The sequence below is a fragment of the Corynebacterium sp. 1103A genome, from assembly GCF_055700955.1.
This window is the reverse complement of the sequence record NZ_JASTTF010000002.1, coordinates 108,988-135,058: the sequence shown is the minus strand read 5'-3', so window position 1 is coordinate 135,058 and position 26,071 is coordinate 108,988. Positions and strand designations below refer to the sequence as shown.

25 protein-coding genes and 1 pseudogene are annotated in these 26,071 nt (G+C 67.0%); 14 read left to right on the top strand and 12 right to left on the bottom strand.

The genetic code is table 11. The features are described from left to right. Nucleotides 1-71: 71 nt before the first annotated feature. From QQS52_RS02160 to QQS52_RS02140, 5 genes are read right to left on the bottom strand one after another with little or no spacing between them, the layout of a single operon-like run. Nucleotides 72-1,043, bottom strand: a complete 972-nt coding sequence (locus QQS52_RS02160) for a siderophore-interacting protein (RefSeq protein ID WP_472772384.1) — start codon at nucleotides 1,041-1,043, stop codon at nucleotides 72-74. A 53-nt stretch (nucleotides 1,044-1,096) separates the two neighbouring features. Then, nucleotides 1,097-1,918, bottom strand: a complete 822-nt coding sequence (locus QQS52_RS02155; protein ID WP_472772383.1) for an ABC transporter ATP-binding protein — start codon at nucleotides 1,916-1,918, stop codon at nucleotides 1,097-1,099. A 24-nt stretch (nucleotides 1,919-1,942) separates the two neighbouring features. Then, entirely contained in the window at nucleotides 1,943-2,977 is a 1,035-nt protein-coding gene (locus QQS52_RS02150) for a FecCD family ABC transporter permease (protein WP_472772382.1), read from the bottom strand. Continuing rightward, nucleotides 2,974-3,978 (bottom strand): FecCD family ABC transporter permease, encoded by a 1,005-nt coding sequence (locus QQS52_RS02145; protein WP_472772381.1) that lies wholly within the window; start codon nucleotides 3,976-3,978, stop codon nucleotides 2,974-2,976. The genes QQS52_RS02150 and QQS52_RS02145 overlap by 4 nt, the downstream gene beginning before the upstream one ends. Further along, complete coding sequence (locus QQS52_RS02140; RefSeq protein WP_472772380.1) at nucleotides 3,959-5,077, bottom strand: iron-siderophore ABC transporter substrate-binding protein; 1,119 nt, start codon at nucleotides 5,075-5,077, stop codon at nucleotides 3,959-3,961. The genes QQS52_RS02145 and QQS52_RS02140 overlap by 20 nt, the downstream gene beginning before the upstream one ends. Before the next feature lie 176 nt (nucleotides 5,078-5,253). Here QQS52_RS02140 and QQS52_RS02135 point away from each other — a divergent pair. The 8 genes and pseudogenes from QQS52_RS02135 (at nucleotide 5,254) to QQS52_RS02100 (ending at nucleotide 13,506) form a co-directional block, all read left to right on the top strand. Next, nucleotides 5,254-6,503 (top strand): annotated as a pseudogene (locus QQS52_RS02135) (MFS transporter). A gap of 108 nt (nucleotides 6,504-6,611) precedes the next feature. Further along, nucleotides 6,612-7,826: an MFS transporter gene (locus QQS52_RS02130; protein ID WP_472772379.1), complete on the top strand. Its 1,215-nt coding sequence runs from the start codon at nucleotides 6,612-6,614 to the stop codon at nucleotides 7,824-7,826. Between the two features lie 10 nt (nucleotides 7,827-7,836). Next, nucleotides 7,837-8,778, top strand: a complete 942-nt coding sequence (locus QQS52_RS02125) for an exodeoxyribonuclease III (protein ID WP_472772378.1) — start codon at nucleotides 7,837-7,839, stop codon at nucleotides 8,776-8,778. 19 nt (nucleotides 8,779-8,797) lie between these two features. Then, nucleotides 8,798-9,790, top strand: a complete 993-nt coding sequence (locus tag QQS52_RS02120; protein ID WP_472772377.1) for a trimeric intracellular cation channel family protein — start codon at nucleotides 8,798-8,800, stop codon at nucleotides 9,788-9,790. Between the two features lie 74 nt (nucleotides 9,791-9,864). Then, on the top strand, nucleotides 9,865-10,056 hold the full coding sequence (locus tag QQS52_RS02115) for a hypothetical protein (protein WP_472772376.1): 192 nt from the start codon (nucleotides 9,865-9,867) through the stop codon (nucleotides 10,054-10,056). A gap of 188 nt (nucleotides 10,057-10,244) precedes the next feature. Next, nucleotides 10,245-11,282 carry a tryptophan--tRNA ligase gene (trpS, locus tag QQS52_RS02110; RefSeq protein ID WP_472772375.1) on the top strand — a complete coding sequence of 346 codons (1,038 nt, stop codon included), beginning with the start codon at nucleotides 10,245-10,247 and terminating at the stop codon, nucleotides 11,280-11,282. A 90-nt stretch (nucleotides 11,283-11,372) separates the two neighbouring features. Further along, the gene (locus tag QQS52_RS02105) at nucleotides 11,373-12,455 is read left to right on the top strand and encodes a YhjD/YihY/BrkB family envelope integrity protein (protein WP_472772374.1); all 1,083 of its coding nucleotides are present in this window, start codon (nucleotides 11,373-11,375) and stop codon (nucleotides 12,453-12,455) included. Between the two features lie 34 nt (nucleotides 12,456-12,489). Beyond that, nucleotides 12,490-13,506 carry an RDD family protein gene (locus QQS52_RS02100; RefSeq protein ID WP_472772373.1) on the top strand — a complete coding sequence of 339 codons (1,017 nt, stop codon included), beginning with the start codon at nucleotides 12,490-12,492 and terminating at the stop codon, nucleotides 13,504-13,506. Here the strand turns inward: QQS52_RS02100 and QQS52_RS02095 are convergent. After that, nucleotides 13,436-14,824, bottom strand: coding sequence for a D-alanyl-D-alanine carboxypeptidase family protein (locus QQS52_RS02095; protein ID WP_472772372.1), 1,389 nt, complete (start codon nucleotides 14,822-14,824; stop codon nucleotides 13,436-13,438). The two genes, QQS52_RS02100 and QQS52_RS02095, sit on opposite strands and share 71 nt — an antisense overlap. Before the next feature lie 30 nt (nucleotides 14,825-14,854). Between QQS52_RS02095 and QQS52_RS02090 the strand changes: the two genes are divergently transcribed. Together QQS52_RS02090 and QQS52_RS02085 are read left to right on the top strand one after the other, a co-directional pair. Continuing rightward, entirely contained in the window at nucleotides 14,855-15,898 is a 1,044-nt protein-coding gene (locus tag QQS52_RS02090) for a hypothetical protein (RefSeq protein WP_472772371.1), read from the top strand. Nucleotides 15,899-15,901: 3 nt separating this feature from the next. Further along, nucleotides 15,902-16,591, top strand: a complete 690-nt coding sequence (locus QQS52_RS02085; RefSeq protein ID WP_472772370.1) for a type 1 glutamine amidotransferase domain-containing protein — start codon at nucleotides 15,902-15,904, stop codon at nucleotides 16,589-16,591. A 107-nt stretch (nucleotides 16,592-16,698) separates the two neighbouring features. On the opposite strand, the gene QQS52_RS02080 is transcribed toward QQS52_RS02085, so the two are convergent. Genes QQS52_RS02080 through QQS52_RS02070 form a run of 3 tightly spaced genes read right to left on the bottom strand, consistent with a single transcriptional unit; the run spans nucleotide 16,699 to nucleotide 19,236 of the window. After that, nucleotides 16,699-17,937, bottom strand: coding sequence for a hypothetical protein (locus QQS52_RS02080; RefSeq protein ID WP_472772369.1), 1,239 nt, complete (start codon nucleotides 17,935-17,937; stop codon nucleotides 16,699-16,701). Nucleotides 17,938-17,989: 52 nt separating this feature from the next. Beyond that, nucleotides 17,990-18,949: a C40 family peptidase gene (locus QQS52_RS02075; protein ID WP_472772368.1), complete on the bottom strand. Its 960-nt coding sequence runs from the start codon at nucleotides 18,947-18,949 to the stop codon at nucleotides 17,990-17,992. Continuing rightward, nucleotides 18,949-19,236 carry a transducer protein Htr23 gene (locus QQS52_RS02070; protein WP_472772367.1) on the bottom strand — a complete coding sequence of 96 codons (288 nt, stop codon included), beginning with the start codon at nucleotides 19,234-19,236 and terminating at the stop codon, nucleotides 18,949-18,951. The genes QQS52_RS02075 and QQS52_RS02070 overlap by 1 nt, the downstream gene beginning before the upstream one ends. Before the next feature lie 76 nt (nucleotides 19,237-19,312). On the opposite strand from QQS52_RS02070, the gene upp reads away from it, so the two are divergent. The 4 genes from upp to QQS52_RS02050 all read left to right on the top strand — a co-directional run bounded on the left by upp (nucleotide 19,313) and on the right by QQS52_RS02050 (nucleotide 23,253). Next, nucleotides 19,313-19,948, top strand: coding sequence for a uracil phosphoribosyltransferase (gene upp, locus QQS52_RS02065; protein WP_472772366.1), 636 nt, complete (start codon nucleotides 19,313-19,315; stop codon nucleotides 19,946-19,948). A gap of 77 nt (nucleotides 19,949-20,025) precedes the next feature. Continuing rightward, nucleotides 20,026-20,370, top strand: a complete 345-nt coding sequence (locus tag QQS52_RS02060) for a helix-turn-helix transcriptional regulator (protein WP_472772365.1) — start codon at nucleotides 20,026-20,028, stop codon at nucleotides 20,368-20,370. A gap of 127 nt (nucleotides 20,371-20,497) precedes the next feature. Then, nucleotides 20,498-21,727 carry an amidohydrolase gene (locus QQS52_RS02055; RefSeq protein ID WP_472772364.1) on the top strand — a complete coding sequence of 410 codons (1,230 nt, stop codon included), beginning with the start codon at nucleotides 20,498-20,500 and terminating at the stop codon, nucleotides 21,725-21,727. A 98-nt stretch (nucleotides 21,728-21,825) separates the two neighbouring features. Continuing rightward, nucleotides 21,826-23,253 (top strand): NAD(P)H-quinone dehydrogenase, encoded by a 1,428-nt coding sequence (locus QQS52_RS02050; protein ID WP_472772363.1) that lies wholly within the window; start codon nucleotides 21,826-21,828, stop codon nucleotides 23,251-23,253. Nucleotides 23,254-23,365: 112 nt separating this feature from the next. Here the strand turns inward: QQS52_RS02050 and QQS52_RS02045 are convergent, their stop codons facing one another. From QQS52_RS02045 to QQS52_RS02035, 3 genes are all read right to left on the bottom strand, one after another. Next, a complete protein-coding gene (locus QQS52_RS02045; protein WP_472772362.1) occupies nucleotides 23,366-23,572 on the bottom strand; it encodes a hypothetical protein in 207 nt (68 codons plus the stop codon). Between the two features lie 154 nt (nucleotides 23,573-23,726). Then, a complete protein-coding gene (locus QQS52_RS02040; protein WP_472772361.1) occupies nucleotides 23,727-24,536 on the bottom strand; it encodes a hypothetical protein in 810 nt (269 codons plus the stop codon). Nucleotides 24,537-24,676: 140 nt separating this feature from the next. Further along, nucleotides 24,677-25,993, bottom strand: a complete 1,317-nt coding sequence (locus QQS52_RS02035) for a short-chain fatty acyl-CoA regulator family protein (RefSeq protein ID WP_472772360.1) — start codon at nucleotides 25,991-25,993, stop codon at nucleotides 24,677-24,679. Nucleotides 25,994-26,071 lie beyond the last annotated feature (78 nt).

Here is a 26,071-nt window from a genome sequence, read left to right as displayed (position 1 = left end):
GCGTAGTGTCGATTAACTAAAGTACAGCTTGGACTAGTTTACCCCGCTCCAGCGCCGAATTCTATGAATTTTTAGGAACCCGTCCGCCCCAGGCGCCAGTAGCCCATAAATGACACCTGCCGCCGGTCGATGCCGCATTCCTTCACCAAGTAGCGCCGCATGCTGGTCACCGCACCCGATTCCCCGGCGATCCAGTAATAATCGCGCAACGCCGGGCCCGCGGGCGGGAGAGCTTCGCCCGACGACGAAAATTGGGGTGTCTCCCACACCAGAGTGGCGCCCCCGTCGGAGTCAGTGGCGCTGCGATCTTCTCTCGCGTCAGCCGGCCTATCCGCCCCTGTAGTCTTTTCTTCCGTTTCTGCCTTTTGTTCCGCAGTCTTTCCTGACCCTGCGGCGGACGACTGCCGCAGCGCGTCAGTGAGCAGGCTCCCGCGCGGGGCGTTGCCCCGGACCTGCCACGTCAGCTCCACCCAGTCGGGCAGCGCGATGTCGCGGGACTGGGCCTCGGCATCGGCGGCAGAGGCCACTTCGATGAAGGCGTGGCCGGCAAGCCCGGCGGGCCACTCGTCGAGGATGCGGGCGATGGCGGGCAGGGCGGTCTCGTCGCCGAAGAGCAGGGCGCGCTCGCTGTTTCCGGGCCGGAATTCGATGCCGGCGCCGGTGGAATCATCCGCCGTCGGGCCGATCAGCCACAGCGTATCGCCGGGCTGGCAGGACGCGGCCCACGCGGAGGCGGGGCCGGGGTTGGCGCCGGAGTGCAGGGCGAAGTCAATATCGACCTCGTCGCCGCGGCGGGCGCGAATGGAATAGGTGCGCATGTCCCCGCGCACGCGGGGATCGAGGCCGCGCCAGGTGGCGAACCAGTCCGCTGCGCCCGCGAAACCGGTCAGCGGCTCGGGGCCGGGGATGATGAGCTTGATGCGCAGGTCCCGGATCGGCCCGGCCGGGCCCATGCCCGCCAGCCCGGACAAAGTCACGCGCTGGAAATTGGGGCTAATGCGCCGGCTGGCCCGGACCCGGGCGAGGAAGGGCAGAAATGGCATGGGGTAGACCTCTAAGAATCTCGATGGAGTAGGCGGTGTAGGGCTAGTGCACTTTAACGCGGTTGCTCTTTGGTTGGGCGCTCTGGGACGTGGTGCCGGCCCATGGGCATTACGGCCGGGGTACCGGAGACCGGGTCGGTGATGACCTGGCAGTCGATGCCGAAGACGTGCCGGACGGCCTCGGGGGTAATGACCTCCGTCGGCGCGCCGTGGGAGTAGACGTAGCCGTCGGAGACCGCCACCAGCTCGTCCGAGTAGCGGGCGGCGAGGTTGAGGTCGTGGAGGACCATGACGATGGTGGTGCCGTTGTCCCGGTTGAGGTCGGTGAGCAGGTCTAGGACCTCCAGCTGGTGCTTGACGTCGAGGTAGGTGGTCGGCTCGTCCAGCAGCAGGATGCCGGTGCGCTGCGCCAGGGACATGGCGATCCAGACGCGCTGGCGCTGCCCGCCGGAAAGCTCGTCGACGGCGCGCTCGGCCAGCGCGGCGGTGCCGGTGGCCTCCAGGGACTCGGCAACTATCCGGTAGTCCTCCTGCGACCAGCGGCCGAGCAGCCCCTGGTGCGGGGTGCGCCCGCGGCCCACGAGATCGGCTACGACGATCCCGTCCGGGGCGACCGGCGACTGCGGCAGCAGGCCCAGCTGCCGGGCCAGCTGCTTGGTGGGCAGGGAGCTGATGTCGTGCCCGTCTAAGTAAACCGACCCGGAGGTCGGCGCCAGTAGCCGGGACAGGCAGCGCAACAGGGTGGACTTGCCGCAGCCGTTGGGGCCGACGATGGAGGTAATCGCGCCGGGGGTGAGCTTGACCTCGAGGCCGTCTAAGACGGTGCCGTGCCCGTAATCGAGGCGGAGGTCGCGGGCGTGTAATTGACCGGTCATGACTTTCCTAACGCAGGGATCGGTTTAGCGGTGGGATCGGATAAGAACGAGGATTAAGAAGGGCGCGCCCAGCACGCCGGTGATAACCCCCACGGGGTAGCGGGTTCCGAAGAAAAGCTGGCCCGCTAGGTCCGCGGCCAACACCAGTACCGCGCCGACGAGGGCGGCGGGAGCCAGCACGGGGAAGCCGCGCGGGACCAGCCAGCTGGCGATGGGACCGGACATAAAGGCCAGGAAAGCGATGGGTCCGGTGGCCGCGGTGGCCACGGAAACCAGCGTGACCGCACCTAGGATGAGTAGCACGCGGGAGAGGTTGACGCGCAGGCCAAAACCAATGGCTAGCTCGTCGTTTAAGGCCAGTAGGTTGAGCACGTGGGAAAACACCAGCATGCCGGGTGCGACGACGGCGACCACGACCAGCAGGGGCAGGCCGCGTTCCCAGCTCATGTTGTTGAGGGAGCCGGTAATCCAGCGGGTGGCGGTGTTCAGATCCCACGCGGCGGCTTGGGACAGCGCGTAGTTGACCCAGGCCTGGAGGAGGGCGGCAAAGCCGATGCCGATGAGGATGAGACGCGTGCCCGAAAAACCCGACTTCAGGCTGGTGAGGTAGATGATGAGTGCGACCGCCAGTGAGGCCATCAGCGCGATGGCGGAGGTGGCCGTCTGTGACAGGTGAAGGAAGGTTATCGCGGTGACCCCGGCGGCCGAGGCCCCGGCGGATATGCCAATGATGTCCGGGGAGGCCAGCTGGTTGCGCAGCAGGGTCTGGAAGGTGGCGCCGCCGATGCCGAAGGCGATTCCCGCCGCGACCGCCGCGGTAGCCCGCGGCAGGCGCAGGTCACCGACCGTGAAGGAAGCGCCCGGGACCGTCTGCCCGCGTAGGACGCGCAGGATCTCCCCGGCCGAGTAGGTGGTCTCACCCACCATGAGGGTTATCCACCACAGTGCAAGCACAGCGATGCCCAGTAATGCCAGGGCCACGGCGTAGCGGGCGTGGCGGCGGTTGCGTTGGGCGCGCAGCCGGTCGGCGTTGAGCGCGGGGTAAGAAAGCTTTGTCATGCGAGCTCACGCACCTTGACTTGACGGACAATCCAGATGAACAGCGGAGCGCCAATGAGCGGGGTGATGATGCCGACGGCGAGTTCCTCGGGGCGGATGACAAGCCGCCCCACGGTATCGGCCACCGTCAGCAACACTCCTCCCGCTAGGGCCGTCGCGGGAACTAGCCAGCGGTTGTCGGGGCCCATGAGCAACCGCAGGACGTGCGGGACGATGAGGCCGACGAAGCTGACGGGCCCGGCTAGGGCCGTGGCGGTACCGCACAGGACGACGGCGCCGACGGTAGCCAGCAGGCGGGTGCGCAGCACCTTGACGCCGAGCCCCGTGGCCACGTCGTCGCCGAGGGCCAAGGCATTGAGCCCGCCCGTGTGCATCACGACGATCAGCAGGCCCAGCACCAGCAGCGGGGCCGCTATTCCGAGCAGGTCCCACTGGGCGCCGCCCACGGAACCGATCTGCCAGAAGCGGAAGCGGTCCATGACGTCGGTGCGCGGCAGTAGGATGGCACTGACCAGCCCGGAGCAGGCTGCCGCGGTGGCCGCCCCGGCCAGGGCGAGCTTGAGTGGGGTGGCCCCACCGCGCCCCAAGGAGCCGATCGCGTAGACGAAGACAGCGGCGGCGAAAGCGCCCACGATGGCCACCACCATGGTGCCGAGCGCGCTCGCCAACCCACCGAAGGCGATGCCGATGACGACGGCCAAGGACGCGCCGGACAAAACCCCGAAGATTCCCGGATCAGCCAGGGGATTGCGGGTGACGGCCTGTAAGGTGGTGCCGCTGACGGCAAGGGCCGCCCCCACCACTAGCGCCATGACTGTGCGCGGCAGGCGGGTATAGGCCCCCGCCTGCTCCGGGGTGGCGGATAGGCCGCGGAGGGCGTCCAGGGCGTCGGCGACGCCGATGGAACGGGCCCCGAACATGACGGAGCTGACCGCCGCCGCGACGGCGGCGAGGATCAGCAGGGCGACAACAGCGGAGTTTTTAATCTTCAACGGCGTCATTCAGAATTCGGAAGTAGTCGTCGATGGTCGGTGGCAGGGCCAGCGGGGACTCGTTAGCGGCCGCTCCCAGCGGGCCGTCGGGCAGCAGGGCGATGCGGCCGTCGCGGACGGCCGGGATCTTCGACAGCAGCGGATCCTTCTGCATGTCCTCGATGGCCTTGGCGTCCTCGTCCGCGTTGCCGGAGGAGTAGGCGATGAGGAAGTCGACGTCCTCGAACTGCTCGGGGTTTTCAGCCGAGACTTCCTCCCAGAAGCTTTCGGTGTTTTCTGAGTGATCCTTGATGATCTGCGGCGCCTCGAAACCATAGTCTGTGAGGAAGCCCATGCGGGGATCCCCAGTGGTGTAGAAGCCGATCTTCGACTTGTCGGACGCACCCCCGAAGGCGGTGAACAGCGGCTTGGTCTTCTTAAGTTTCGGGTATTTCTCGAGCGCGGCGTCGACCTGCGAATCCAGATTCTCCAGGAGCTCGCGGCCTTGGTTAGGCTTGCCCAACGCCTGGGAGTTCAGGGTGACCATGTCCTCTAGCGAGGTCGCCCAGGGGATGTCGGGGTAGGCGACCACCGGGGCGATCTTGGATAGGGTCTCGTAGTCCTCCCGGGTCAGGCCGGAGTAGGCGGCCAGGATAACGTCCGGCTGGGTGTCGGCGACCTGTTCGAAGGGGATGCCGTCGGTCTCGTCGAAGAGCGCGGGCTGCTCGCCGCCGAGCTCGTCGATCTTGTCCTTGACCCAGGGCATCATGCCGTCGTTGTCGTCGTCGCCCCAGGTGACCTTGGCCATGCCGACGGGCACGATGCCGAGGGCGAGCGGGACCTCCTGGTTGGACCAGCCGACGGTGGCCACGCGCTGCGGGGTGTGCTCGATGGTGGTCTCGCCGAAGGCGTGGGTGACGGTGGTGGGGAATTGCTCCGCGTCGGAGCCGTTGGCCGCGCTATCCCCGGAGGTCGAGTGCGCCGAGGAGTCGCTGCCGGACTCATCCCCGCTGGAACAGGCCACCAGCCCGAAGGACAGGCAGGCGGCGGTGGCGAGGGCTGCGGCGGTGCGGGCGGGGCCGGTGAGGGCGCGGCGACGGGTGGCAGAGGGGAGATGAGGGTTGCTCATGGGCGGGAACCTCCTAGGTGGTGCTTGTTTAGGCTTACCTACTTTAGTGGCAGGGGCGGGTGTATCCTAGTCGGGGCAAAGTGATCTATATCGCCCGTCACGTGTGCGCGTTGGAAAGTTCACGGGAATATGGCGCTGACGTGCGAATATTTTTGGCGCGGCGTACTCTAAGCCCGATGCGCAACCAATCAGAACCCCAGAAGCGACAGCCCGGGCGGGGCCTGCGCCGCCAGCCGAAGCCGCGGCAGACCGAGATTTCCGAGCTCCGCCGCCGCGTGGTCATGGTCGCACTGGCGCTGGGTGGATTCGGGATCGGCACCACGGAGTTCGTCTCCATGGGCCTGCTACCGCTCATCGCGGACGACTTTGGCATTACCGAGAACCAAGCCGGCCACGCCATTTCGGCGTACGCGCTGGGCGTGGTGGTAGGCGCGCCGCTGATTACCGCGGTCACCGGGCGCACGCCGCGCCGCCGGCTGCTCATCCTGCTGATGATTGCCTTCACCCTGGGCAACGCCCTGTCCGTGGTGGCTGCCAACTACCCGCTGCTGCTGGCCGCCCGCTTCATCGCGGGCCTGCCACACGGCGCGTATTTCTCCGTCGCCGGCCTAGCCGCGGCCTCGATGGCCCCGGCCGGCAAGCGCGGCAAGGCCGTGGCCCTGGTGGGCATGGGACTGTCCGTGGCGACCGTGGCCGGCGTGCCCGCCGCCCAGGCGCTCGGCGTGGCGGCCGGCTGGCACGCGGCCTACCTCCTGGTCGCGCTCATCGGCGTGGCCACCCTGGTGGCCCTGTGGTTCCTCATGCCGCACATGACCCGCATGCTGGCCACGTCCGTGCGCACGGAGCTGGGCGCCTTCGTCCGCAGCCAGGTCTGGCTGACGCTGGCGATGGGCACCGTCGGCTTCGGCGGCATGTTCGCGGTCTATACCTATATCTCTTGGACCATGACCGAGCGCGCCGGCCTAGACCCGTCGCTCATCTGGTTGGTGCTCATGGCCTACGGCATAGGCAACGTGGCCGGCAACTATTTCGGCGGCACCCTGGCCGACCGCAACCTGGAAAAGGGCATCCTGTTCTCCCTGGTGATGATCGCCGTCGTGCTCGTGGCCTTCTACTTCAGCTCTCAGTCGCCGGTGCTAGGCGTGCTGAACTTCGGCATCATCGGCTTTTTGGCTCCTCCCTGGTGCCCTCGCTGCAGATCCGGCTCATGGACGTTGCCGGCGATGCCCAAACGCTCGCCGCCGCGCTCAACCACTCCGCGCTCAACCTGGCCAACGCCTCCGGCGCCGCGATGGGCGGGGCCGTGGTCGGCGCCGGCCTCGGCTACGCCAGCCCGGCTCTAGCCGGCGCCGGCCTAGCGCTAAGCGCCATCGTCATCTGGTTCATCACGCAGGCCGCCAAAGCCCGCGCTAAAAAGGCCAGCTAAAACCCGCGAGACCTCGTCGCTAAGGCTGTCGCGAAGGCTCGGGCCCGCTCCCCGCGGCCGGTGCCTACTTCTGCTCCCTATCCCACTGCCCGGAAGGAGGGAATTTTCATGTCCCGTTTCCACGTCCCGCCACCGGCGCTGCGCCGGCGCCCACGGCCGGTCCAAACCGATATCACCCCGGCCCGCCGGAAGGTGGTCATGCTCTCGTTGGCCCTGGGCGCGTTCGCCCTGGGCACCACCGAGTTTGCCGCGATGGGGCTGCTGCCGCTTATCGCCGGGGACTTAGGAGTGACGGAGGACCAGGCCTCCGCGGTGATTTCCGCCTACGCCCTGGGCGTGGTGCTCGGCGCGCCCGGCGTGGCCGCGCTGACGGCCCGGCAGCCGCGCCGGCGCCTGGTCATCGTCCTGCTAGCGGTGATCGTGGCCGGCAACGCCCTGTCCGTGATGGCCGGCTCCTTCCCGGTGCTGCTGGGGGCGCGCTTTCTAGCCGGCATCCCGCACGGGGCGTATTTCTCCGTAGCCATGCTGTCCACGGCGTCGATGTCCCCGCCCAAGGAGCGCGGCCGGGCGCTCGCCTTCGTGGTCACCGGCCTGACCGTGGCCACCATCTTCGGCGTGCCGGCCGTCCAGGCCGTGGGCGATGCCGTCGGCTGGAAGGCCGCCTTCGGGATCGTCGCCGGCCTGGCCGCGGTGGCCCTGGCCCTGCTGTGGGTGGTCATGCCGCACATGACGCTCATGCCAGCGACCTCCTTGCGCGCCGAGTTCTCCGCCCTGGCCAACCGCCAGGTGTGGCTGACCCTGGCCATCGGCGTGGTGGGATTTGGCGGCATGTTCGCCGTCTACACCTACATCACCTGGGTGATGACCGAGCGCGCCGGGCTGGGCGCGGGCTGGATGTGGCTCATTCTCATGCTCTTCGGCCTGGGCATGACCGCCGGCAACTGGCTGGGCGGCCGGCTGGCCGACTGGAACCTCGAGCGCGGCCTGGTGCTCTGTGTCGGGCTGCTGTGCATCTCCCTGCTGGCCTTCTACTTCGCCTCCACCGCGGTGGTGCCGGCCATCGTGACGTTTATGTTCATCGGCGTTTTCGGCATGGCGCTTCAGCCGCCGCTGCAGGTCCGCCTGCTGGATTACGCGGGCAAGGCCCAGACCCTGGCCGCCGCGCTCAACCAGTCCGCGCTGAACACCGCCAACGCGGCCGGCGCCGCCCTGGGCGGGGCCGTTGTCGGCGCGGGGTGGGGCTACGGCTCCCCGGCGCTGGCAGGCGCAGTGCTCGCCGCCATTGCCGTGGGCATCTGGGCGCTCGCGCAGCGCGCGCGTTAAGCTTGGCAGCATGAGCTTTACCATCGCCACCGTCAACGTCAACGGCATCCGCGCGGCCTGCAAACAGCGCAATGAGAACAACCCAGGCATGAACGCCTGGCTGCAAGAAACTGATGCTGACGTGGTGCTGATGCAAGAGGTGCGGGCCTCTCAGGTCCAGGCCGAAAAGGCCCTGGCCCCAGCCTTGGAGGCCGGCTGGCACCTGGCGATGGCCGAGTCCCTGGACCCAGGCACCAAGGGCCGGGCCGGGGTGGGCATTCTGTCCCGCACCCCGCTGCGCGACGTCGTGGTCGGGTTGGGCACCTTCGGCGACTCCGGGCGCTGGATCGAAGCCACCGTCGAGGACCCGGCGGCTGCCGCTGGCGGCAGCGCCCTGCGCGTGGCCTCGCTCTACCTGCCGAGCGGGGACACTGGCACGGCCAAGCAGGACCAGAAGTACCGCTTCCTGGGGCAGTTCTCTGAGGTCCTGGCCGAGCGCGCGGAAACTTACCCGCAGATGGTCATCGGCGGCGACTGGAATATCTGCCACCGCTCCCAGGACCTGAAGAACAACAAGCCCAACGAGAAGGTCTCCGGCCATCTGCCGGAGGAGCGCGCCTTTATGGACCACGTCTTCGGCAGTTTCCCGGATCCCACACCGCAGGACAAGACTGGCCTGGGCGACTGGCGCGGGGTAGTGGACTACCCGGGCGGCGAGGTCTGGGCCGTGGCCGAGGAACCGGCATGGTTCGACGTCGACCGGCGCCTGCATCCGGACCCGGAGCAGGACGGCCCGTACACCTGGTGGACCTACCGCGGCCAGGCCTTCAACAACAACGCGGGCTGGCGCATCGACTACCAAGCCGCCACCCAGGCAATGCTGGACCGCGCCCAGTCTAGCCGCGTGGATAAGGCGCCCACGGTGGAACAGCGCTGGTCGGACCACTCCCCACTGCTGGTGACCTACGCTTAAGAAACGGCGGGAGAACAGATTGACCCCACTGTTTAGCGTCCTCTACATCATCGGAATCACCGCCGAGGCGATGACGGCCGCGCTGTCCGCCGGGCGGCAAAAACTCGACCTTTTCGGCGTGACCCTGCTGGCCGCCATTACGGCCTTGGGTGGGGGCACGGTGCGCGATATGGTGCTCGACGACTACCCGCTGACCTGGGTGGGTCAGCCCAAATACCTCGTCTTCGTGCTGGTAGCGGCAATTATTACGGTGTGGATGTCGTTTTTGATGCACTACTTCCGGCACCTGTTTTTGATCCTAGACGCGCTCGGCCTGGCGGTCTTTTCGGTGCTGGGTACGCAGGCCGCGCTCAACCTGGGGCACGGCTTCGTCATCGCTTCGGTCGCCGCTATCATCTCAGGCGTCTTCGGTGGCATCCTGCGCGACCTGCTCTCCGACCGCGTGCCGCTGGTCTTTTCCGGCGAGTTCTACGCCTCCATCTCTCTGGCCGCCACCGCGGTCTACATGTTGCTGCTGGAGGCCGGCCTGAGCGTGGAGATCGCCGCTATCGTCACCGTCATCTTCGGCTTCTGCGCCCGCCTGTGGGCCATCTACTCCAAGCGCGGCCTGCCGGTCTTCGAGTACAAGGGCGCCGAGCAGCCCATCGATCCGCGTCTGCGCCTGTCCGCCCGCCTAGTGCGCGACGGGGCGCGCTCGATGAAGCGCCGCGCCGGCAGCCTGGCCAGCGGCCGGAGCCTGCGCTTCGACGCCTCCGCCTACACCTCGGTCAACCGCCAGACCGGCAAGCACGCCCGCGGCAACCGGAACCGCGATCCGCAGCAGCAGTGGGTCATCCAGCGCCCCCGCAAGGCCACCCAGCCCACCCGGCACGCCAAGCCGGATCCGAAGCGCCAAGCCGCGGCGCCCAAAAAACCCAAGCCCAAGCCCAAAGCCAAGTGGCCGCGCCTGCCGAAGGGCGGCTTGCCGCGGCGCAGCCGCCCGGATGAGGGGCAGTGGGAGCAGAACAATTAAGGCAATCTGCGTACCCGGGTGCTAGACTATGGCACGCACAATATTTCCCGGAAAACTTGGAGTTAATAGAAACTATGGCGCGCGCAATCATCTACTTCGTGCTCGGTGCTGTCTTGCTGGCACTCGGTATCTGGTGGTGGACCGTGATGGGCCCGAGCTTTGCCTTCCTGCTCCCGACCATCACGATGGGCGTCGGCGGCGCGTTCATGGTGGCCGGCTGGGCCGTCCTGATGGACGTCAAGAGCCCGACCAGCCGCAAGCTCTAAGCTTTCTAAGCAAACACCCAACCGCCAGGCACCGCGTTGCCCGGCGGTTTTTCATACCCGGTGGTTTTCCCGCCGGCATGTCCGGCGGTGCTTGTTCGTGCCTGCTTCCGGCCGGCGGGCGGCGCGGGCTTCGCGCCCGGGAGGGGCGTCGTGACCCGGGCGGGGGTAACAGGGATTACACTTGAGTCATGACTGATCAGAACGCGAACGCGGCCGAGGCCGCGACCACCCGAGTACTATCCGGCATCCAACCCACGGCGGATTCCTACCACCTGGGCAATTACTTGGGAGCGTTGAAGCAGTGGATTGAGCTGCAGAACAACCACGACGCGTTCTACTTCATCCCGGATCTGCACGCCATTACCGTTGAGCAGAACCCGGAGGAGCTGCGCCAGCGCACCCTGGCCGGGGCCGCGCAGCTTATCGCGCTGGGCATTGACCCGGACAAATCCACCCTCTTCGTGCAGTCGCACGTGCCCGCCCATGCGGAGCTGACCTGGGTCCTGCAGTGCCTGACCGGCTTCGGCGAGGCCTCCCGCATGACCCAGTTCAAGGACAAGTCCGCCAAGCAGGGCTCGGAGCGGACCTCCGTGGGCCTGTTTACCTACCCGGTGCTCATGGCCGCGGACATCCTGCTCTACTCGCCGCACTACGTGCCGGTGGGCGAGGACCAGCGTCAGCACCTCGAGCTGACCCGCAACCTGGCGGAGCGTTTCAACAGCAAGTACGGCGAGACCTTCCGCATGCCGGAGGCCTTCATCCCGGAGGGCTCTGCCAAGATTTACGACCTGCAGGACCCGACGGCGAAGATGTCCAAGTCGGGCGACAACCCGAAGGGGATCATCAACCTGCTGGATCCGCCGAAGACCTCGGCCAAGCGCATCAAGTCGGCTGTGACGGACGACCTGGGCGTGGTGGCCTTCGACCGCGAGACCCAGCCGGGCGTATCCAACCTGGTGGCCATCCAGTCCGCGCTGACCGGTAAGGCCATCGACGAGCTGGTGGGGTCTTACGCCGGCAAGGGCTATGGTCACCTGAAGGTGGATACCGCCGACGCCCTGGAGGCGTTTACCACCCCGCTGAAGGCGCGCTTCGACGAGCTGATGGCGGACCCGGCCGAGATCGAGCGGATCCTGGCCCGCGGCGCCGAGCGCGCCTCTGAAGTGGCCCAGCCCCTGGTAGACGACGTCTACGCCAAGGTAGGTTTCCTGCCTGCGCGCCGATAAGCAATTACGGTTAAGCTGTCTGGACAGCCGCAGGAAATAACTTAGCCCGCAATCAAGCCCGTCCCCCCGAACCCAAGAGGAGAGCCCGTCGTGGCAGCCAAGAACACCTCGCGCCGCGAGAACACCGACCAGTACGGCATCGAGCGCACCCGCCAGGATGAACCCGGCGCCGTAGACAAGCTGCGAGACAAGTCCCGGATTGTTGAGCGCACCATGCGCATGCAGGAGCGCTATTCCGCGGAGGGCGGCAACCAGTTCGCCGCCGGCATTACCTACTACTCGGTGCTGGCCATGTTCCCGATCCTCATGCTGGCCATGGCCGCAGTCGCCGCCGTGCTGGCCAACCGCCCGGACCTGTTCGAGCAGGTCCAGGACCAAATCACCAACGCCGTGGACGGCGACCTAGGCGATACCCTCAACGAGGTCCTGCAGACGGCCGTGGACCAGCGCGGCGCCATGTTCGGCATCGGTGGTATTACCGCCCTGTGGTCCGGCCTGGGCTGGATGAACAACCTCCGCGTGGGCATTTCCGCCATGTGGCGCATCGACGCCACGGAGGGCGGCAACTTCGTGGTCAAAAAGTTCAACGACCTGATTGGTCTTATCGGCCTACTGCTGGCCTTCGCCGTGGCCTTCGGCGTGACCGCCGCCGGTACCTCCGGCCTGACCCAGAAGGTCTTCGAGTGGGTGGGCATCGAGTCCTTCCCCGGCATGAACTTCGTCCTCTTCGCCGCCGGCCTGGTGGTCGGCCTCATCGCCAACTTCCTGGTCATCTGGTGGCTAGTGGTCGTGCTCCCTCGCACCAAGGTCCCGGCCAAGTCGGGCCTGCAGGGCGCGCTGCTGGGCGCTATCGCCTTCGAGGTCATCAAGCAGCTGTCCACCGTCATCATGTCCTCGGCCACCGGCTCCCCGGCCGGCGCAGTCTTCGGCCCGGTCATCGTGCTGATGATTGTGATGTACCTGATCTGGCGCGTGGTGCTCTACGTCTCCGCCTGGACCGCGACCACCGATGAGTCGCTGGCTCAGACCCCGCTGCCGGCGCCGGAGCCGGCCGTCATCCGCGTACGCAATGAGGTCCACGAGGGCCCGAACACCGGTGTTACCCTGGGGGCCGGCGCGGCTATGGGCGCTGCCGCCGCCGGTATACTGGCACTGCTCAACCGCAAGAAATAGTTTTGACGAGGTAATTTAAGTGAGGTTTTCCCGGATGGCCATTGCGCACAATCTCTACCAGGCGCACCAACTTGATACCAGCGATAGCTGCCAAGCCCTGGGGATCGTCATGGCCGGCCGGGACGCGCGCCTGCAGAGCCTGGGCGAATCCGAGCAGTCGCCGCAGCGCCGCGAGGCCCAGCTGGTCTTCGCCGTGCTGTCCAACCCGCAGCGCCGCGAGCTCTATGATGCCGCCATCTCCGCCGGCCGCAGCGTCGACTGGTCCGACTTGGAGCACCTAGCCAACTTCGACCGCTGGCCGGATCCGAACCTCGCCCGGCCGGTCACCAATGCCGACAACCAGCAGCCGCCGCAACAGCCGCAACAGGCCCAGCACCCGCAACAAACGCAGCACACCCAGCAGTTCTTCCAGCAGCCGCAGCGGCAGGCGGAAACACAGCAGGGGTCGCCCTACGGGCAGCCGGAGACGCAGTACGCCCCGCCGGCGTCCCCGTACGCGCAGCCCTTTAACCCGCACCAGGTGCCCACCCAGAGCGCGAACCTGCCGGCGGCCCAGCGCTACTCGAATGCGGTGGCGGCCAACCCCGAGGTCGAGCGCATCGCCGCCCGGCCGAGCGCCGGCGGGCGCTTCGGCATGGCCCTGTTCGACGGTTTTCTTGCCACCGCCGCCTCCGGCCTGGTCGGTGGTCTGCTGGCCGCCGGCGGTGGGGTGCTCTCCGACGCGATGAGCGGAACGCTGGGAGTCGTGGTCTTCACCCTGCTCTCCATCGCCTACTTCCTAGGCTTTGAAACCTACATGGGCGGCACCCCGGTCAAGCGCATGATGGGCTATAAGGTCGCCAACGTGGAGACCGGCCGCAACCTGACCCTGGGCGAGTCCGTCAAGCGGCAGTGGTTCCGCGTCGTGCAGATCATCCCCGGCCTGGGTTCGCTGGTCTCCATGGGTGGTTCTCTGTTCGTGCTGGCTTCTATCAGCCCGTCTAACGAGCTGCGTGGTTCCCACGACCGCTGGGCCGACGCCGAAGTAACGAAAAAGCCGCGGCAGCAATAACGATTACGGCCACCGCCGCCACCGCGGCGATGCCCAGCCAGCCGTCTGATTTCTCGATCCAGCTGGCGCGCTGGTGGGTGCCGGCATCCGCCGGCGGGGCGGGCGTGGGGGTCGCGTCCTGGGCGGTGCTATCTTTTTCCTTGTCGTTCGCATCCTCCTGGTCGAGACTGCCGATGCCGGCCCCGGCCGGGACCTCGTAGGCGGCGTGGAGGAGCATCTGGGCCTGCTCCCAGGCCCGCGGGCCGTGCTCGATGGTGGTGTCCAGGATGACGGCTTGCAGGCGGCGGCCGTCGCGGTTGAGGGCGCCGACGAAGGTGTGGTGGGCGTCGTCCGTGTAGCCCGTCTTACCACCGATTCCGTCTGGGTCGTGCATGAACAGCCCGTTGTCGTTGCCCAACTCGTAACCGGGATGGTCCTCGTAGCCGGGGAAGTCCACGGACTCGGTGTTGACTATCCGCGCGAAGGTCGGGTTGGCGTAGGCCACCCGGTAGATGCGGGAGATGTCTCGGGCGGACGTCGACATGCCGGGTGCGTCCAAGCCAGAATAGGACGCAGCAAAGGTCGAGGTGGTGCCCAGCTCATGGGCCAAGTCGTTGACCTTTTCCAAGGCCTTGGCGTCCCCGCCGAGCTCCTGGGCCAGCGCGTGGGCGGCGTCGTTGCCGGAGGCCATGAGCAGGCCCTGGAGGAGCTGCTCGATGGTGTAGCGGCCGCCGGCGCCGATCCCGACCGAGGAGCCGGTGATGCCGGCGGTTTCCTCGTTGGCGACGACCTCCTTGTCGAGATCCAGCTCATCGATGGCGACCAGGGCCAGAAGAGCCTTGATGATAGAGGCTGGGCGGTAGCGCCCGTCCGGATCCTTCTGCGCGATGATCTCGCCGGTGTCGATGTCGCTTACCATCCAGGCGCTGGCGACGACCTCGGGGTTGAGATCGAAACCTTCCGGCGCGGTGGCACCGCAGGCCGCGCCCTCCACCTGCGGCAGCGGGGAGGGGGATTCCTGGCCGGGCGCGAGGTTCTCGGAGGTGGTGTTCGGCTCGGCCGGCACGAGGGAGTGCGGGCAGTCGTTGGTATCCGGCGCGGTGGTGCGGATGGAGCTGCTCGGCTCGTCGCCGGTACCGTCGTCCTGCAGGCCCTCGGCGACCTCAGCGTCGGTCAGATCGGCGGCGGGTTCCTCAAAACCCTCGGGCACCTCGGCGGCTGGATCGCCCTGCCCGGCCTCCTGGGCCTGGGCGGCGACTCCGGCGGGGGAGTGGGCCACCACGACGGGGGCGGGGGCGACGAGGGCTGCGGCTAGAGCTGCAGTGATAATTCTTTTCATGGCATGACATATCTTAAAGGCACACCTACTATGGCCGGTATGCATGACGCACCATTAATTAGTCCGGAAAACAAAGACGCGGACGCGGACGTTTTCGTCCAGCTGCCGAAGATCACCCTCTTCGAGGAGCTTGGCGCCACGGTCGCGCAGGCTGGCAGCCCGGCGGCTCTCACCGCGGCAGTCTCCGCGCACCTGCAGCGGCTGGTAGACGACCACGTGGTCTACGCGGAGCTGCGCTTTAGCCCGGCCCGCACCCAGCTCGCGGCGGAAGAGGCGCTGGCCGCGGCCGTGGCCGGGCTGGACGTCGAGGGCATCGACGCCCGGATCATCGTCACCGCCGAGCGCGGCGCGCAGGATCCTGCGGCCGTGACCCAGCTGGCCCGGCTCGCCGTGGCCCAGCACAGCGGCAAGATCGTCGGCTTCGAGCTCGCCGCGGATAACGGCCAGGAAGGCCATGACGATCAGGCCTTGGCGCCGCTGGCCGGCTTCGCCGAGGCCTTCCAGGCCCTGCGCGAGGCCTACATGCCATTCGCGGTGAGGCTGACGGCCGCGGGGCAGGCAGAGGACATCGGCCAGGCGCTGCAGGCGGGTGCGACGCGGCTGACGCTGACGGCCGGCATCATCGATGACTTCAGCGCTACGCTGGAGGGCATCGAGCCGGGCCGGGTCTCGGCCTGGGTGCGCGACCGCCACATTCTGCTGGATGCCGCACCCCGCTTCGAGGTGGACCGCGGCGAGATCGAGGAGCTGGTTGACCACCCGCTGCCGCTGCTGCAGCAGCTGGGCTTCAACTGCGCGGTCAGCTCCGGGTCTTGGGACACCGGCAGCATGACCGAGCAACTCAGTGCCCTGGCGGAAACCTTCGGCTACGGGCTGGAGGAATTCTTCGACCTGTCGGTGAATGCGATAGAGCACTCCTTCGCCACCCAGGACGACCGCCAGCACCTGCTCGAGACGGTTTTTCTGCCGGCCTACGAGGAACTCTCCGACGCCGAATTCGCCGAGGACCACCACGAACACGACGGCGCCGAAGGCATCCCAGGTGCTGCCGAAACCCCAGGAGAAGAGGTATAAACCATGTCGAAAGTACTGTTCGTAATCTCCGCGGCGCAGGAATGGACGCTGGCCGACGGCAGCACGCGCGAGACCGGCTTCTGGGCCGAAGAGCTCGTCGCCCCGCACCGCACCTTTGCCAACGCGGGCTGGGAGATCGCCTTTGCCACCCCGGGCAGGCGCGAGCCCGTCGTGGACGAGGCCAGCCTGGAGGGCCTGAATGAGATGCAGCGCGAGTCCCAGGAGGACTACCTGGCGGCCATCGACTACGAGCTGTCCCAGCCGCTGGATCTGGCCGAGGTCGACGAGGCCGACTACGACGTCGTCTTCTACCCGGGCGGCCACGGCCCGATGGAAGACTTGGCTGAGGACGCCACCTCGGCGGCCCTGCTGGCCCGCCGCCACGCGGCCGGCCGCCCCCTGGCGTTGCTGTGCCACGCGCCGGCGGCGCTGCTGGCCGTGCCGGCCGATGAGAACGGCGAGTGGCCGTTCGCCGGCTACGAGATGACCGCCTTCAGCGACGTCGAGGAGGGCGAGGAGACGCTGGCGAAGGCGAAGTGGAGTCTGGAGCAGCGCCTGCGGGAGCTGGGCGCGGACTACCGCGCCGCCGAACCCCTCCAGCCCAACGTGGTCAAGGATCGCCACCTGTTTACCGGCCAGAACCCGGTCTCCTCGGAGCCGCTGGCCCAGCGCATCCTGGCCGCGCTGCGCTAGTCAACAAGCAAAAGCCAGCACCGAAGATAATCACTCGGTGCTGGCTTTTGCTATGCCGGCTGTCTTTCGCGCCGGTGGCGGGCCTAAACCTTGGCCCAAAACTTGGCCTAGAACTTGGAGAAGCGCTTGACCAGCATCTCCTCGAGCTCCTTCCACGCCTCGGCGTGGTCGTTAAACGGCTTGGACGGCACGTAGCCGGCCTGCTCGGTCGAGCCCAGCATGTAGCCCAGGTAGTCCTGGAAGCGCGGGTGCGATAGGAAGAAGGAGTTCACCGAGTCGTCGCCGGCCCAGTCGGCGGCATCCGCGCAAACCTCGTAGCAGCGATTCATCTGCTGCGAGTCGACGTGTTCCGGGCCCTTTTCTATGTCCCGGGCGATCCCGTTGAAGGTGTACTGGTTGTCCGGGTGGACGGTGACCTCGAGCTCGCCGGCGTTGCCGGCGTTGACGATGTCCTCCCAAGTGGACACGCGGGCCAGGTCGTGGTCGTCGTTCTCTATCACCCACCGGGCCAGGTGCTTACCGGTGGGGAAGGTGAAGATCTCGCCCCACTTGCCCAAAAAGACAGGGGAGGAGCCCAGGTAGGTGCGCAGCGTGTACACGGACTTCTGGTCGATGGTGATCTTCACCGGGTCGATGCCGGCGGCCGCCCAGATAGACTTGTCGTAAGGATCGGCGGCCTCTTCCTCGGCCTTACGGGCCGCGGCGGCGTCCTCGCGGGCCTTTCGGGTGGCCGCGGCGGCCGCGGTGATGCGCTTGTCGGCGTCCTCGACCTGTGCGGAGTCGAACTCGGAGCTATCCACCACCTGGGTGTGGGCCTCCAGGTCGTCCAAGACCTCGGCCCAGTTGCCGGCGACCACGCTGCCGACACCGGTCCACTCGCTCATGCCCTGCGGGCCGGCGTAGTGGTCGGCGCCGCGGGCGACGTTGCGCAGCAGGGAGTGGCTGGCGAAGAAGATCACGGAGTGTTCCGCGCCGGAGACCTCCGCCAGTGACTGGGTCAGCTCGAAGTTGCGGGCCACGGTGCCGACGTTGTCGTGGCTGGGCGCGCCGGCCAAGCGGTTGGGCACGTCCACCAGGTCGTAGACGTCGCGGGTGGCCGGGGTGATGCGGTCCTCGCCGCGGGCGGCGAAGGCCTGCCACTCCGGGTGATCGAGCAGATCGTGTTTGTGGTCGGATTCCACGTAGCACAGCAGCTCGGCGGAGGAGCCGAACAGCAGGACGGATTCGTCATTGCCTAAGAAGGCCTGCCACTCGGAGCCGTCTTGGCGCCATTTCGGGGCCCACAGGGTGAAGTAATCACCGGCGGGCAAACTCAGCTTTACGGGAACGATCGCGCGGGTGCTCATGGCGTTTAAGTCTACCCAAACCTCCCGCCCGGATAGGCGACCCGCCCGAGCTTTAGCCAGTAGGCCGCCAGAATCCGTGGAACTGCATCCCGATGTTGGAGGTGCGTACCGGGTTGACCTGGACCGGATCGCCGGCCTCGACCAACTGGCCGTTGCCGGCGTACATGGCCACGTGCCCGTCCCACACCGCCAGGTCTCCCTCCTGCAGCTCGCTGGCGTCCACCTGCCGGCCAACGGCCTGCTGGTCCGCCGTGCGCGGCAGGTCGACCCCGGCCTGGGCGTAGGCCCACTGGGTCAGGCCGGAGCAGTCGAAGCCGTTCGGGGTCGTCCCGCCCCAGACGTAAGGCGTGCCCTGCTGAGACAGCGCGGCCTTAACCGCCGCCTTGCCCGCGGCGTTGCCGCCGTCCTCCCCGCCGGTATCTTCCTGGTGGGCGACCGGCTCGACCTCGTTTTCCGGCAGGGCCTCCGGCGCGCGGCCTCCCCCGGCGCCGAGGGAGGCGGCCTGCTCCTCGAGCGCGGCGACCGCATGCGCGCCGCGTTCTTCCGACGGCAGGGCGGAACCCACGTGGGAGGCGGCGATATCGGCCAGCGGCTGCGCGGCCGTGGCGAGTTCCTCGACCAGCTGGGCCACGCGGGCGCCCGCCCGGGCGACGAACTGCTGGGCCAGGGCCTCCAGCTGGGCGGCCGCCGCGGCGCGGGCCGCCGGGTTGATGGTCAGCATGCCCAGCGCGATGGGCAGGGCCTGGCGCCCCAGCTCCACGGCGATGCCTACGATGTCCCCGCCGGCGGCAAAGACCAAGTCCCGGCCGCGGGCGAGCGCCTGGTGGAGGGATTCTTGGTCGCTGGCTAGGGCGCCGGCGGCCGCCAGCACTGGGGTGGCGTCGGTCTGGCTGATGCGTGCGAGCGGCTCCACCGCCGCGACGTCGGGGTTGACAGGCAGCTGAGCGCCGGCGGGGAGGTCGGCCGGGCGCATCTCGGAGATGGTCTTGAGAGCCTGGGTGATGACCTGCATTAGGAACCTTCCGAGTGGGCGCTAAAGCGGCCGGCGGTGTGCTCGTCGGTAGCGGCCGCGGCCGCGGCCAGGGCGTAGCCGGCCCGGGAAATATGCGCCAGGTCCGCGCGCAGGCGCTCGGTGCGCTGGTTAATATTGGTCACAGCGGCGGCCAGGTGGGCGCCGAAGTCGTGCGTGGCGGCATCCAGGGGGACTACCGGTGGGGCAGGCAGGCTGCCCTGGGCGTTGCGGGCTACGTCGGTGGCTAGTTGGTGGGTCAGATCTGGGTCAACGTCGAAAATGCTCATGCCTTCTTAGACTGCGCGGGCGCCGACACGGTTCCCGCCACTTTCTCAGTGCTGTCCATGCCCTACGATGGGGGACATGGAAACCTACGTTGTTGATCACCCCCTCGCGGCGTCCCGCCTGACCCTGATGCGCGACGCCCGCAGCGATAACGCGGCCTTCCGCGCCGCGCTGAAGGACCTGGGCACCATGCTGGTCTATGAGGCTGCGCGGAACCTGCCGGTGGAGCACTTCGACTGCCAGACCCCGGTGGACGTGGCGGAAGGTACCCGCCTGCAGGACCCGCCGATCATCGTGCCGATCATCCGCGCCGGACTGGGAATGATCGACCCCGCGCTGGCGATGATCCCCGACGCCCAGGTCGGCTTCATCGGCATGGCGCGCAACGAGGAGACCCACGAGCCGGTCCCGTACCTGGAGGCCCTGCCGGAGGACCTATCCGGCCGCACCGTCTTCGTGGTTGATCCCATGCTGGCCACCGGCGGCTCGCTGCTGCACTCGCTGCAGCTGCTGGCCGACCGCGGTGCCACCGATATCACCGCCATCTGCATGGTCTCGGCACAGCCGGGCGTGGACGCGCTGGCCAACTCGGGCCTGCCGGTGCGCCTGGTCACCGCGTGCATTGACCCGGGCCTGAACGAGGAGGCCTACATCGTGCCCGGCCTGGGTGACGCCGGTGACCGCCTCTACGGCCCGCGCAACATCGACTTCTAAGCTAGGCTTTAAGGCGCACATCATCGAGCGTCTTCCACGGGGGTGGGGAAGTTTTGACTACGATCGCGCGTCCGGCCTTGAGCTTTTGGAAATCCTGCGGGGAATTATTCGCCAGTAACCTGCGCACAGCGCGGGTGCGCCGCGGCCTGTCCCAACGGGCGCTGGCGGATATCTCCGGTGTTTCCCGCAACCAGATCGGCAACCTGGAGCGCGCCCGCGCCGCGGATCCGACCGTCTCCACGGTCTACAAGCTGGCCTTGGCCCTGGAGATCCCGCCGGCGGTCTTGCTGCCGTACACCCGGCAGTTCGCGGCCTCGCTGGTGGCCGAGGTCTCCGACGTCGCCGCTTTCTCGCCGGCGTACGTGCGCCAGCGCCGCCGCGAGGCGACGAGCCAGCCCTTCCCGGCCGCGTGGGCACGTTGAGTGGCCGGCTATTGGCGCCCAGAGGAGGGGCGGTTATACTGGGCGACTAACTGAACAGCATGGTCTAGTTGTAGACTGTGGCGAGTAGTTTTACGAGTAGTTGCCTAACGCGGTGAGGAGGCCATTTATGGCAGACCAGACGGGAAACCCGGCGGTCCCACAGTCAATCAGCGCGTTCGTCGGCGCCTGGTTCGAGGAGCACCGGGCGGAGATTCACGGCTGGCGCCGCCACATCCACCGCCACCCGGAAACGGCCAACCGGGAGGTAGAGACCACCCGGTATATCGCCGCCCGCCTGGCCGAGTACGGCGTTAGCGCCCATCGCTTCCCGGAGACCGGCCTGATGGCCGACATCGGCCCAGAGACTGAGGGCGGGCGCGTGGCCTTCCGCGCGGATATCGACGCCCTGCCGGTCACGGAGGTCACCGGCCTGGAGTTTACCTCGGAGGTTAGCGGGGTCGCGCACGCCTGCGGCCACGACGTGCACACCACCGTGGTGCTGGGCCTGGCCTGTGCCATCGCCGACTACGACCGGGCCTTCGGCCTGCCGGGCGGCGTACGAGTCATCTTCCAGCCCGCCGAGGAGGTCTGGGTGGGCGGGGCCACCGACGTCATCGAGTGGGGTGCGCTCAAGGGCGTGCACTCCATCTTCGCGGTGCACGTGGAGCCCAAGCTGCGCGTCGGGCGCATCGGCGTGCGCACCGGCGCTATCACCTCGGCCACGGATATTGTCGAGCTGACCATCAACGGGCCGGGCGGGCACACCTCCCGCCCGCACCTGTCGGCGGATGTGGTCTACGCGCTGGGTAAGGTGATAACGGAGCTGCCGGCGCTGCTGTCGCGCCGCGTGGATCCGCGCACCGGCACGGTCGCCGTCTTCGGCCAGGTCAACTCCGGCTACGCGCCGAACGCCATCCCGGAGACCGGCACGGCCTCGGGCACGGTGCGCACCGCCGATATCGGGGTCTGGCGCAAGATCCAGGGGCTGGTCGCCGAGCTCATCGAGCAGATCTTGGCCCCCGTTGGCGTCGAGCACGTCCTGTCCTATCACCGCGGCGTGCCGCCGGTGCTCAACGACGACGTGGCCACCGCCCTGCTGGCCAGCGCTGCCAGCCACATCGACCCGCAGGCCGTGGTGGAAGCCCCGCAGTCCTCCGGCGGGGAGGATTTCTCCTGGTACCTCGAGCACGTTCCCGGCTCCATGGCGCGCCTGGGCTGCTGGTCCGGCGACGGCGAGCAGTTCGATCTGCACATGGGTGATCTCGTGGTGGACGAGCGCGCCATCGGCGTAGGCATCAAGCTCTTTGGCTCCGTGGTGGAGCAATTCGCGAACTCGGAGGGCGTAGACCTAGGCTAGGGCGGTAGAGTAGGCGGGGAAGTATCTTTCTGACACTTGTCTTGTCTCTATTTCCCCGTGACCTAATCGCCTGAAGTTTATTAAAGGAGCTTTTCTACGTGTCTCACCAGTCGCAGCGAATTGTCATCATCGGCGGCGGCCCCGCAGGTTATGAAGCAGCCTTGGCCGGTGCCAAGTATGGCGCCGACATTACCCTGATTGAAGATCAAGGCATGGGTGGCTCAGGCATCCTGCTGGACTGCGTGCCGTCGAAGTCCTTCATCGCGGGCGCCAACATTAAGACCGACCTGCGGCGTGCGGAGGCCATGGGGCTCAACGAGCACCTGGGGCACATGCCGCTGGCGCTGCAGGCACTGAACGAGCGCGTGCAGGCCCTGGCCGCCAACCAGTCGGGCGATATCCAAAACGACATGGAGCGCGCCGGCGTGCGCGTCATCAACGGCCGCGGCTACTTCGGCGAGGACCAGACTGCCAGCGCCAGCGCGTGCCACAAGGTCACCGCGGTACACAACGACGGCGGCGAGGAAGAGGTCCTGGAGGCGGACCTGGTGCTGATTGCCACCGGCGCGACCCCGCGCATCCTGCCGGGCGCCCAGCCGGACGGCGAACGCATCCTGACCTGGCAGCAGGTCTACAACCTGCAGGACCTGCCCGAGCACCTGGTGGTGGTCGGTTCCGGTGTTACCGGCGCGGAGTTCGTCTCCGCCTTCGCGGAGCTGGGCGTGAAGGTCACCATGGTCGCCTCCCGTGACCGCATCCTCCCGCACGACGACGCCGACGCGGCCGACGTGCTGGAGACCGTCCTGTCCGAGCGCGGCGTCGAGCTGGAAAAGCACGCTCGCGTCGACACCATCACCCGCGCCGAGGACGGTGGAGTGTGCGTCAAGACCTCCGACGGCCGCGAGATCTTCGGCTCCCACGCCCTGATGTCGATTGGTTCCATCCCGAAGACGGAGAACTTGGGCCTGGAAAACGTCGGCGTGGCCACCACCAAGTCCGGCCACATCGAGGTTGACCGTGTCTCGCGCACCAGCGTGGCTGGCATCTACGCCGCCGGTGACTGCTCCGATCTCTTCCCGCTGGCCTCCGTGGCCGCTATGCAGGGCCGCATTGCCATGTACCACGCCCTAGGCGAGGGCGTGTCCCCGCTGCGCCTGAAGACCGTCGCCACCGCCGTGTTCACCCGCCCGGAGATCGCGGCAGTCGGCTTCACCCAGGCCGAGATCGAAAACGGCGACGTCGCCGCCCGCACCATCACCATGCCGCTGAGCACCAACCCGCGCGCCAAGATGCGCTCGCTGCGCCACGGCTTCGTCAAGCTGTTTTGTCGCCAGACCTCCGGCCGCGTCATCGGCGGCGTGGTCGTCGCCCCAACTGCCTCCGAGCTCATCCTGCCGATTGCGGTCGCCGTGACCAACCAGCTCACCGTAAACCAGTTGGCGGATTCCTTCGCGGTCTACCCGTCCCTGTCCGGCACCATCACCGAGGCTGCCCGCCGTCTGGTTGCCCACGACGATCTGGAGTAGGCACTGCTCAAAAGCCCCCGAGGGCGGCCCCGACGGCACAAATTAAAGGCAGCTGGTCAGACCAGCTGCCTTTTTTGCTGCGCTTCCTCCGGGCTTCCGCCGCCCCCGCGGCCTAGGCCCGGGGCAGGAAGAGGTAGGTCAGCAGTGCGATAAAGCCCACGGCCAGGGCCGCCAGGCCCGCCAGGTTAACGGACGCGGTGCCGGTCAGCGCGATGAAGGACCCCACTCCCGCGATGATGAGCGCGGCGCCGAGGCCGCCCACAATTTTCGGCATCCGCGGCGCCTGTGGGCGCGCTAGGATGGCCACGAGTGCTGCCACCGTGACTACCAACGCTACCCATTCCATTACTCGAAAAGCTGTACCAAACTCCATGGACATGCAAGCGATCGCGACAACAATTGATACGAGCGAGAGAAAGCATAAAACTCTTGCATTTGTCACCTAAATTATCTCCAATCCGGTGCTCAAGAGGCTAGTCGAAATAAGAAGCGGAAGTGACCGCACCATAATAAACATCGGCGGTGGCTTCACAGGAGCCCCGGGTGGCTCCGGGGCCGTAAGTCGCACGGCAGTTGTTTTTCATGTTGTCACGCAAGGGGCCGTCGCACGCGTGATCGTGGTGACCAGCGGCTTCAATGCACATATCGTGAATTGCGCAAGGTCCGTGGAATGGGGCATTTGGCCCGATCGGGTTCGGAAACTCGTCGGGGGAATTGGAGCAATAGTCGTGAAGGCGCTTCTGAGGATGGTTTGGATCGAATAGGTAATTTCCGGGAACCCCAATCACGTTCTCATAGTTGACATTAGAGTCTTGGCCAAGGTCCCTGGCTGGAATGAATACGAGGTCTACGGAATCCGCAGAATCAGAGTTTTGGAGTGAGATTTCGCTGTCGGATGACGAGAGCCGTGCTTCCGATAATGCACCGCTCGCGTCGACCGCTTTTGCAATCTCGACGACTCCTAGAAGTTCTCCGGACGTATCTACTAAGTTAACTGAATCGGCGTCAGTAGTTTCGATGAATGAGGAGTTTGATGCAATATCGTGTTCAGCTGAGAGCGGGGTATCGCGTTCAGTCACATTCTCAATCGTCTGCATGTCGAGGGAGCGAGCGGCATCAGAAACTCTGACTTGGCCCGTCGTTTCGTCAAAGGAGAGGCCCATTTCCTTAGCCGTATTTGTCAGATTGGGTTGATCCCTGTCGGGCGCGGCAGTTGCTGCTGGTGCCGAGGCGTATGCAGTGGCTAGCAGCGCAATTCCAGTCCAGATGATCGGATTTTTCATGCGAGTGAATCCCTTCGGCGGTCAAGCTTGCGGGTATAAGTGAACAATGTTCAATAGTGAACACCGTTCAGTATGGTGCCTGTGTGGCTGTTACTATTCAAGCCGAATTAGTGTTTTCTTAGATGCAGATGTCTTTTTGTCTATATGTGCGGGCCGTTGGGGCTGGCGTTGAGATCGTGGTGCGCCTCGACGCCGGACTGCGGGAAGGCGCGCTGGGGGCAGGCGCTGCGCGGGCAGGTGGTGCACCCGGGCCCGATGGGGGTGGCGGCGGTCGGGTTGAGGTTGAGGGCGTCGGAGTAGATGAGCCGGTGGGCCTGGGAGATGTCGCAGCCCAGGCCGACGGAGAACTCCTTGCGCGGGGTGCCAAAGGGCTGGACCTGGCCCTGGATGTGGCGGGCGATCCACAGGTAGCTGTGCCCGTCGGGCATGGTGGCGACCTGGCGGGTGATGCGGTTGGGGGTCTCGAAGGCCCGGTGGACCACCCACAGCGGGCAGGAGCCGCCGGAGCGGGAGAAGTGGAAGCTGGTGGCGGACTGGCGCTTGGAGATATTGCCCGCGCGGTCGGTGCGGATGAAAAAGAACGGCACGCCCTGGGCGCCGGGGCGTTGGAGGGTGGCTAGCCGCTGGGCGGTGGCTTCGAAGCTGGTGCCGAAGGCGGTGCCGAGGCGCTCGACGTCGTAGCGGAAGTCCTCGGCTTGCTCGAGGAAGGCGGTGTACGGCATGGTCACGGCGGCGGCGAAGTACTGGGCCAGACCGTAGGTGGCCAGGTCGCGGGAGTCGGCATCGGCCAGCTCGGAGACCAGGTTGTCGAGCACGTCGCGGTAGGCCAGCAGGCAGTACTGGAGGGCCATCTGGAAGCACAGCTGGGCATCCGTCAGCCCGTCCTGCAGGTCCAGCTGCCGGGTCTCAGGGTCGTAGTGGCGGCGCAGGTGGGGGCCGGCCGCGCGGAAGCGGACCTGCACGCCGAGCTCGCGGTCGAGCAGCGTGGACAGCTGGGTCAGCCGGAACAGGCTGTCGCCCAGCCGGTCGGAGAGCTCCTCGGCCAGGACGTCGAGCTCGTGGATGTAGTTGTTGGCGTCGTAGAAGAAATCGCGCACGACCTCGTAGGAGCCGGCGGGTCGGGACTCGGGCACGCGCCGGGCGATGTCGACGAGCTCCGGCATGAGCTCGGGGTAGCGGGCGGCGATTTCGGAGAGCGTGGACTCGGGCGCCTGGGGGAAGATGGCGCGCAGATCGGAGATGGTGCGCACGTCCTTGACCGGCGAGAAATAGGTCGGGTCCACGCCGAAGCGCTGGGTCAGCTGCATCAGCACCGTCACGGTCAGCGGGCGCTGGTCGTTTTCCAGCTGGTTGAGGTAGCTAGTGGACAGGTCCAGCTCCTTGGCCATGGCCACCTGGGTGAGGCCGCGGGACTTGCGGAGCGCGTGGATCCTTGCCCCCGCGTAGTGCTTGCTCATCGTAATCAATCTTCCTTTGGCGCCCTTGTGCTGCGGGTTTTACAGCTTTTGCAGGAATTGCCGTTATATTCCACTCTA

Coding starts and splice junctions, on each gene's coding strand:
- QQS52_RS02160 (WP_472772384.1), bottom strand. CDS start 1,043: ATGCCATTTCTGCCCTTCCTCGCCCGGGTCCGGGCCAGCCGGCGCATT.
- QQS52_RS02155 (WP_472772383.1), bottom strand. CDS start 1,918: ATGACCGGTCAATTACACGCCCGCGACCTCCGCCTCGATTACGGGCAC.
- QQS52_RS02150 (WP_472772382.1), bottom strand. CDS start 2,977: ATGACAAAGCTTTCTTACCCCGCGCTCAACGCCGACCGGCTGCGCGCC.
- QQS52_RS02145 (WP_472772381.1), bottom strand. CDS start 3,978: ATGACGCCGTTGAAGATTAAAAACTCCGCTGTTGTCGCCCTGCTGATC.
- QQS52_RS02140 (WP_472772380.1), bottom strand. CDS start 5,077: ATGAGCAACCCTCATCTCCCCTCTGCCACCCGTCGCCGCGCCCTCACC.
- QQS52_RS02130 (WP_472772379.1), top strand. CDS start 6,612: ATGTCCCGTTTCCACGTCCCGCCACCGGCGCTGCGCCGGCGCCCACGG.
- QQS52_RS02125 (WP_472772378.1), top strand. CDS start 7,837: ATGAGCTTTACCATCGCCACCGTCAACGTCAACGGCATCCGCGCGGCC.
- QQS52_RS02115 (WP_472772376.1), top strand. CDS start 9,865: ATGGCGCGCGCAATCATCTACTTCGTGCTCGGTGCTGTCTTGCTGGCA.
- trpS (WP_472772375.1), top strand. CDS start 10,245: ATGACTGATCAGAACGCGAACGCGGCCGAGGCCGCGACCACCCGAGTA.
- QQS52_RS02100 (WP_472772373.1), top strand. CDS start 12,490: ATGGCCATTGCGCACAATCTCTACCAGGCGCACCAACTTGATACCAGC.
- QQS52_RS02095 (WP_472772372.1), bottom strand. CDS start 14,824: ATGAAAAGAATTATCACTGCAGCTCTAGCCGCAGCCCTCGTCGCCCCC.
- QQS52_RS02090 (WP_472772371.1), top strand. CDS start 14,855: ATGGCCGGTATGCATGACGCACCATTAATTAGTCCGGAAAACAAAGAC.
- QQS52_RS02085 (WP_472772370.1), top strand. CDS start 15,902: ATGTCGAAAGTACTGTTCGTAATCTCCGCGGCGCAGGAATGGACGCTG.
- QQS52_RS02080 (WP_472772369.1), bottom strand. CDS start 17,937: ATGAGCACCCGCGCGATCGTTCCCGTAAAGCTGAGTTTGCCCGCCGGT.
- QQS52_RS02075 (WP_472772368.1), bottom strand. CDS start 18,949: ATGCAGGTCATCACCCAGGCTCTCAAGACCATCTCCGAGATGCGCCCG.
- QQS52_RS02070 (WP_472772367.1), bottom strand. CDS start 19,236: ATGAGCATTTTCGACGTTGACCCAGATCTGACCCACCAACTAGCCACC.
- upp (WP_472772366.1), top strand. CDS start 19,313: ATGGAAACCTACGTTGTTGATCACCCCCTCGCGGCGTCCCGCCTGACC.
- QQS52_RS02055 (WP_472772364.1), top strand. CDS start 20,498: ATGGCAGACCAGACGGGAAACCCGGCGGTCCCACAGTCAATCAGCGCG.
- QQS52_RS02040 (WP_472772361.1), bottom strand. CDS start 24,536: ATGAAAAATCCGATCATCTGGACTGGAATTGCGCTGCTAGCCACTGCA.
- QQS52_RS02035 (WP_472772360.1), bottom strand. CDS start 25,993: ATGAGCAAGCACTACGCGGGGGCAAGGATCCACGCGCTCCGCAAGTCC.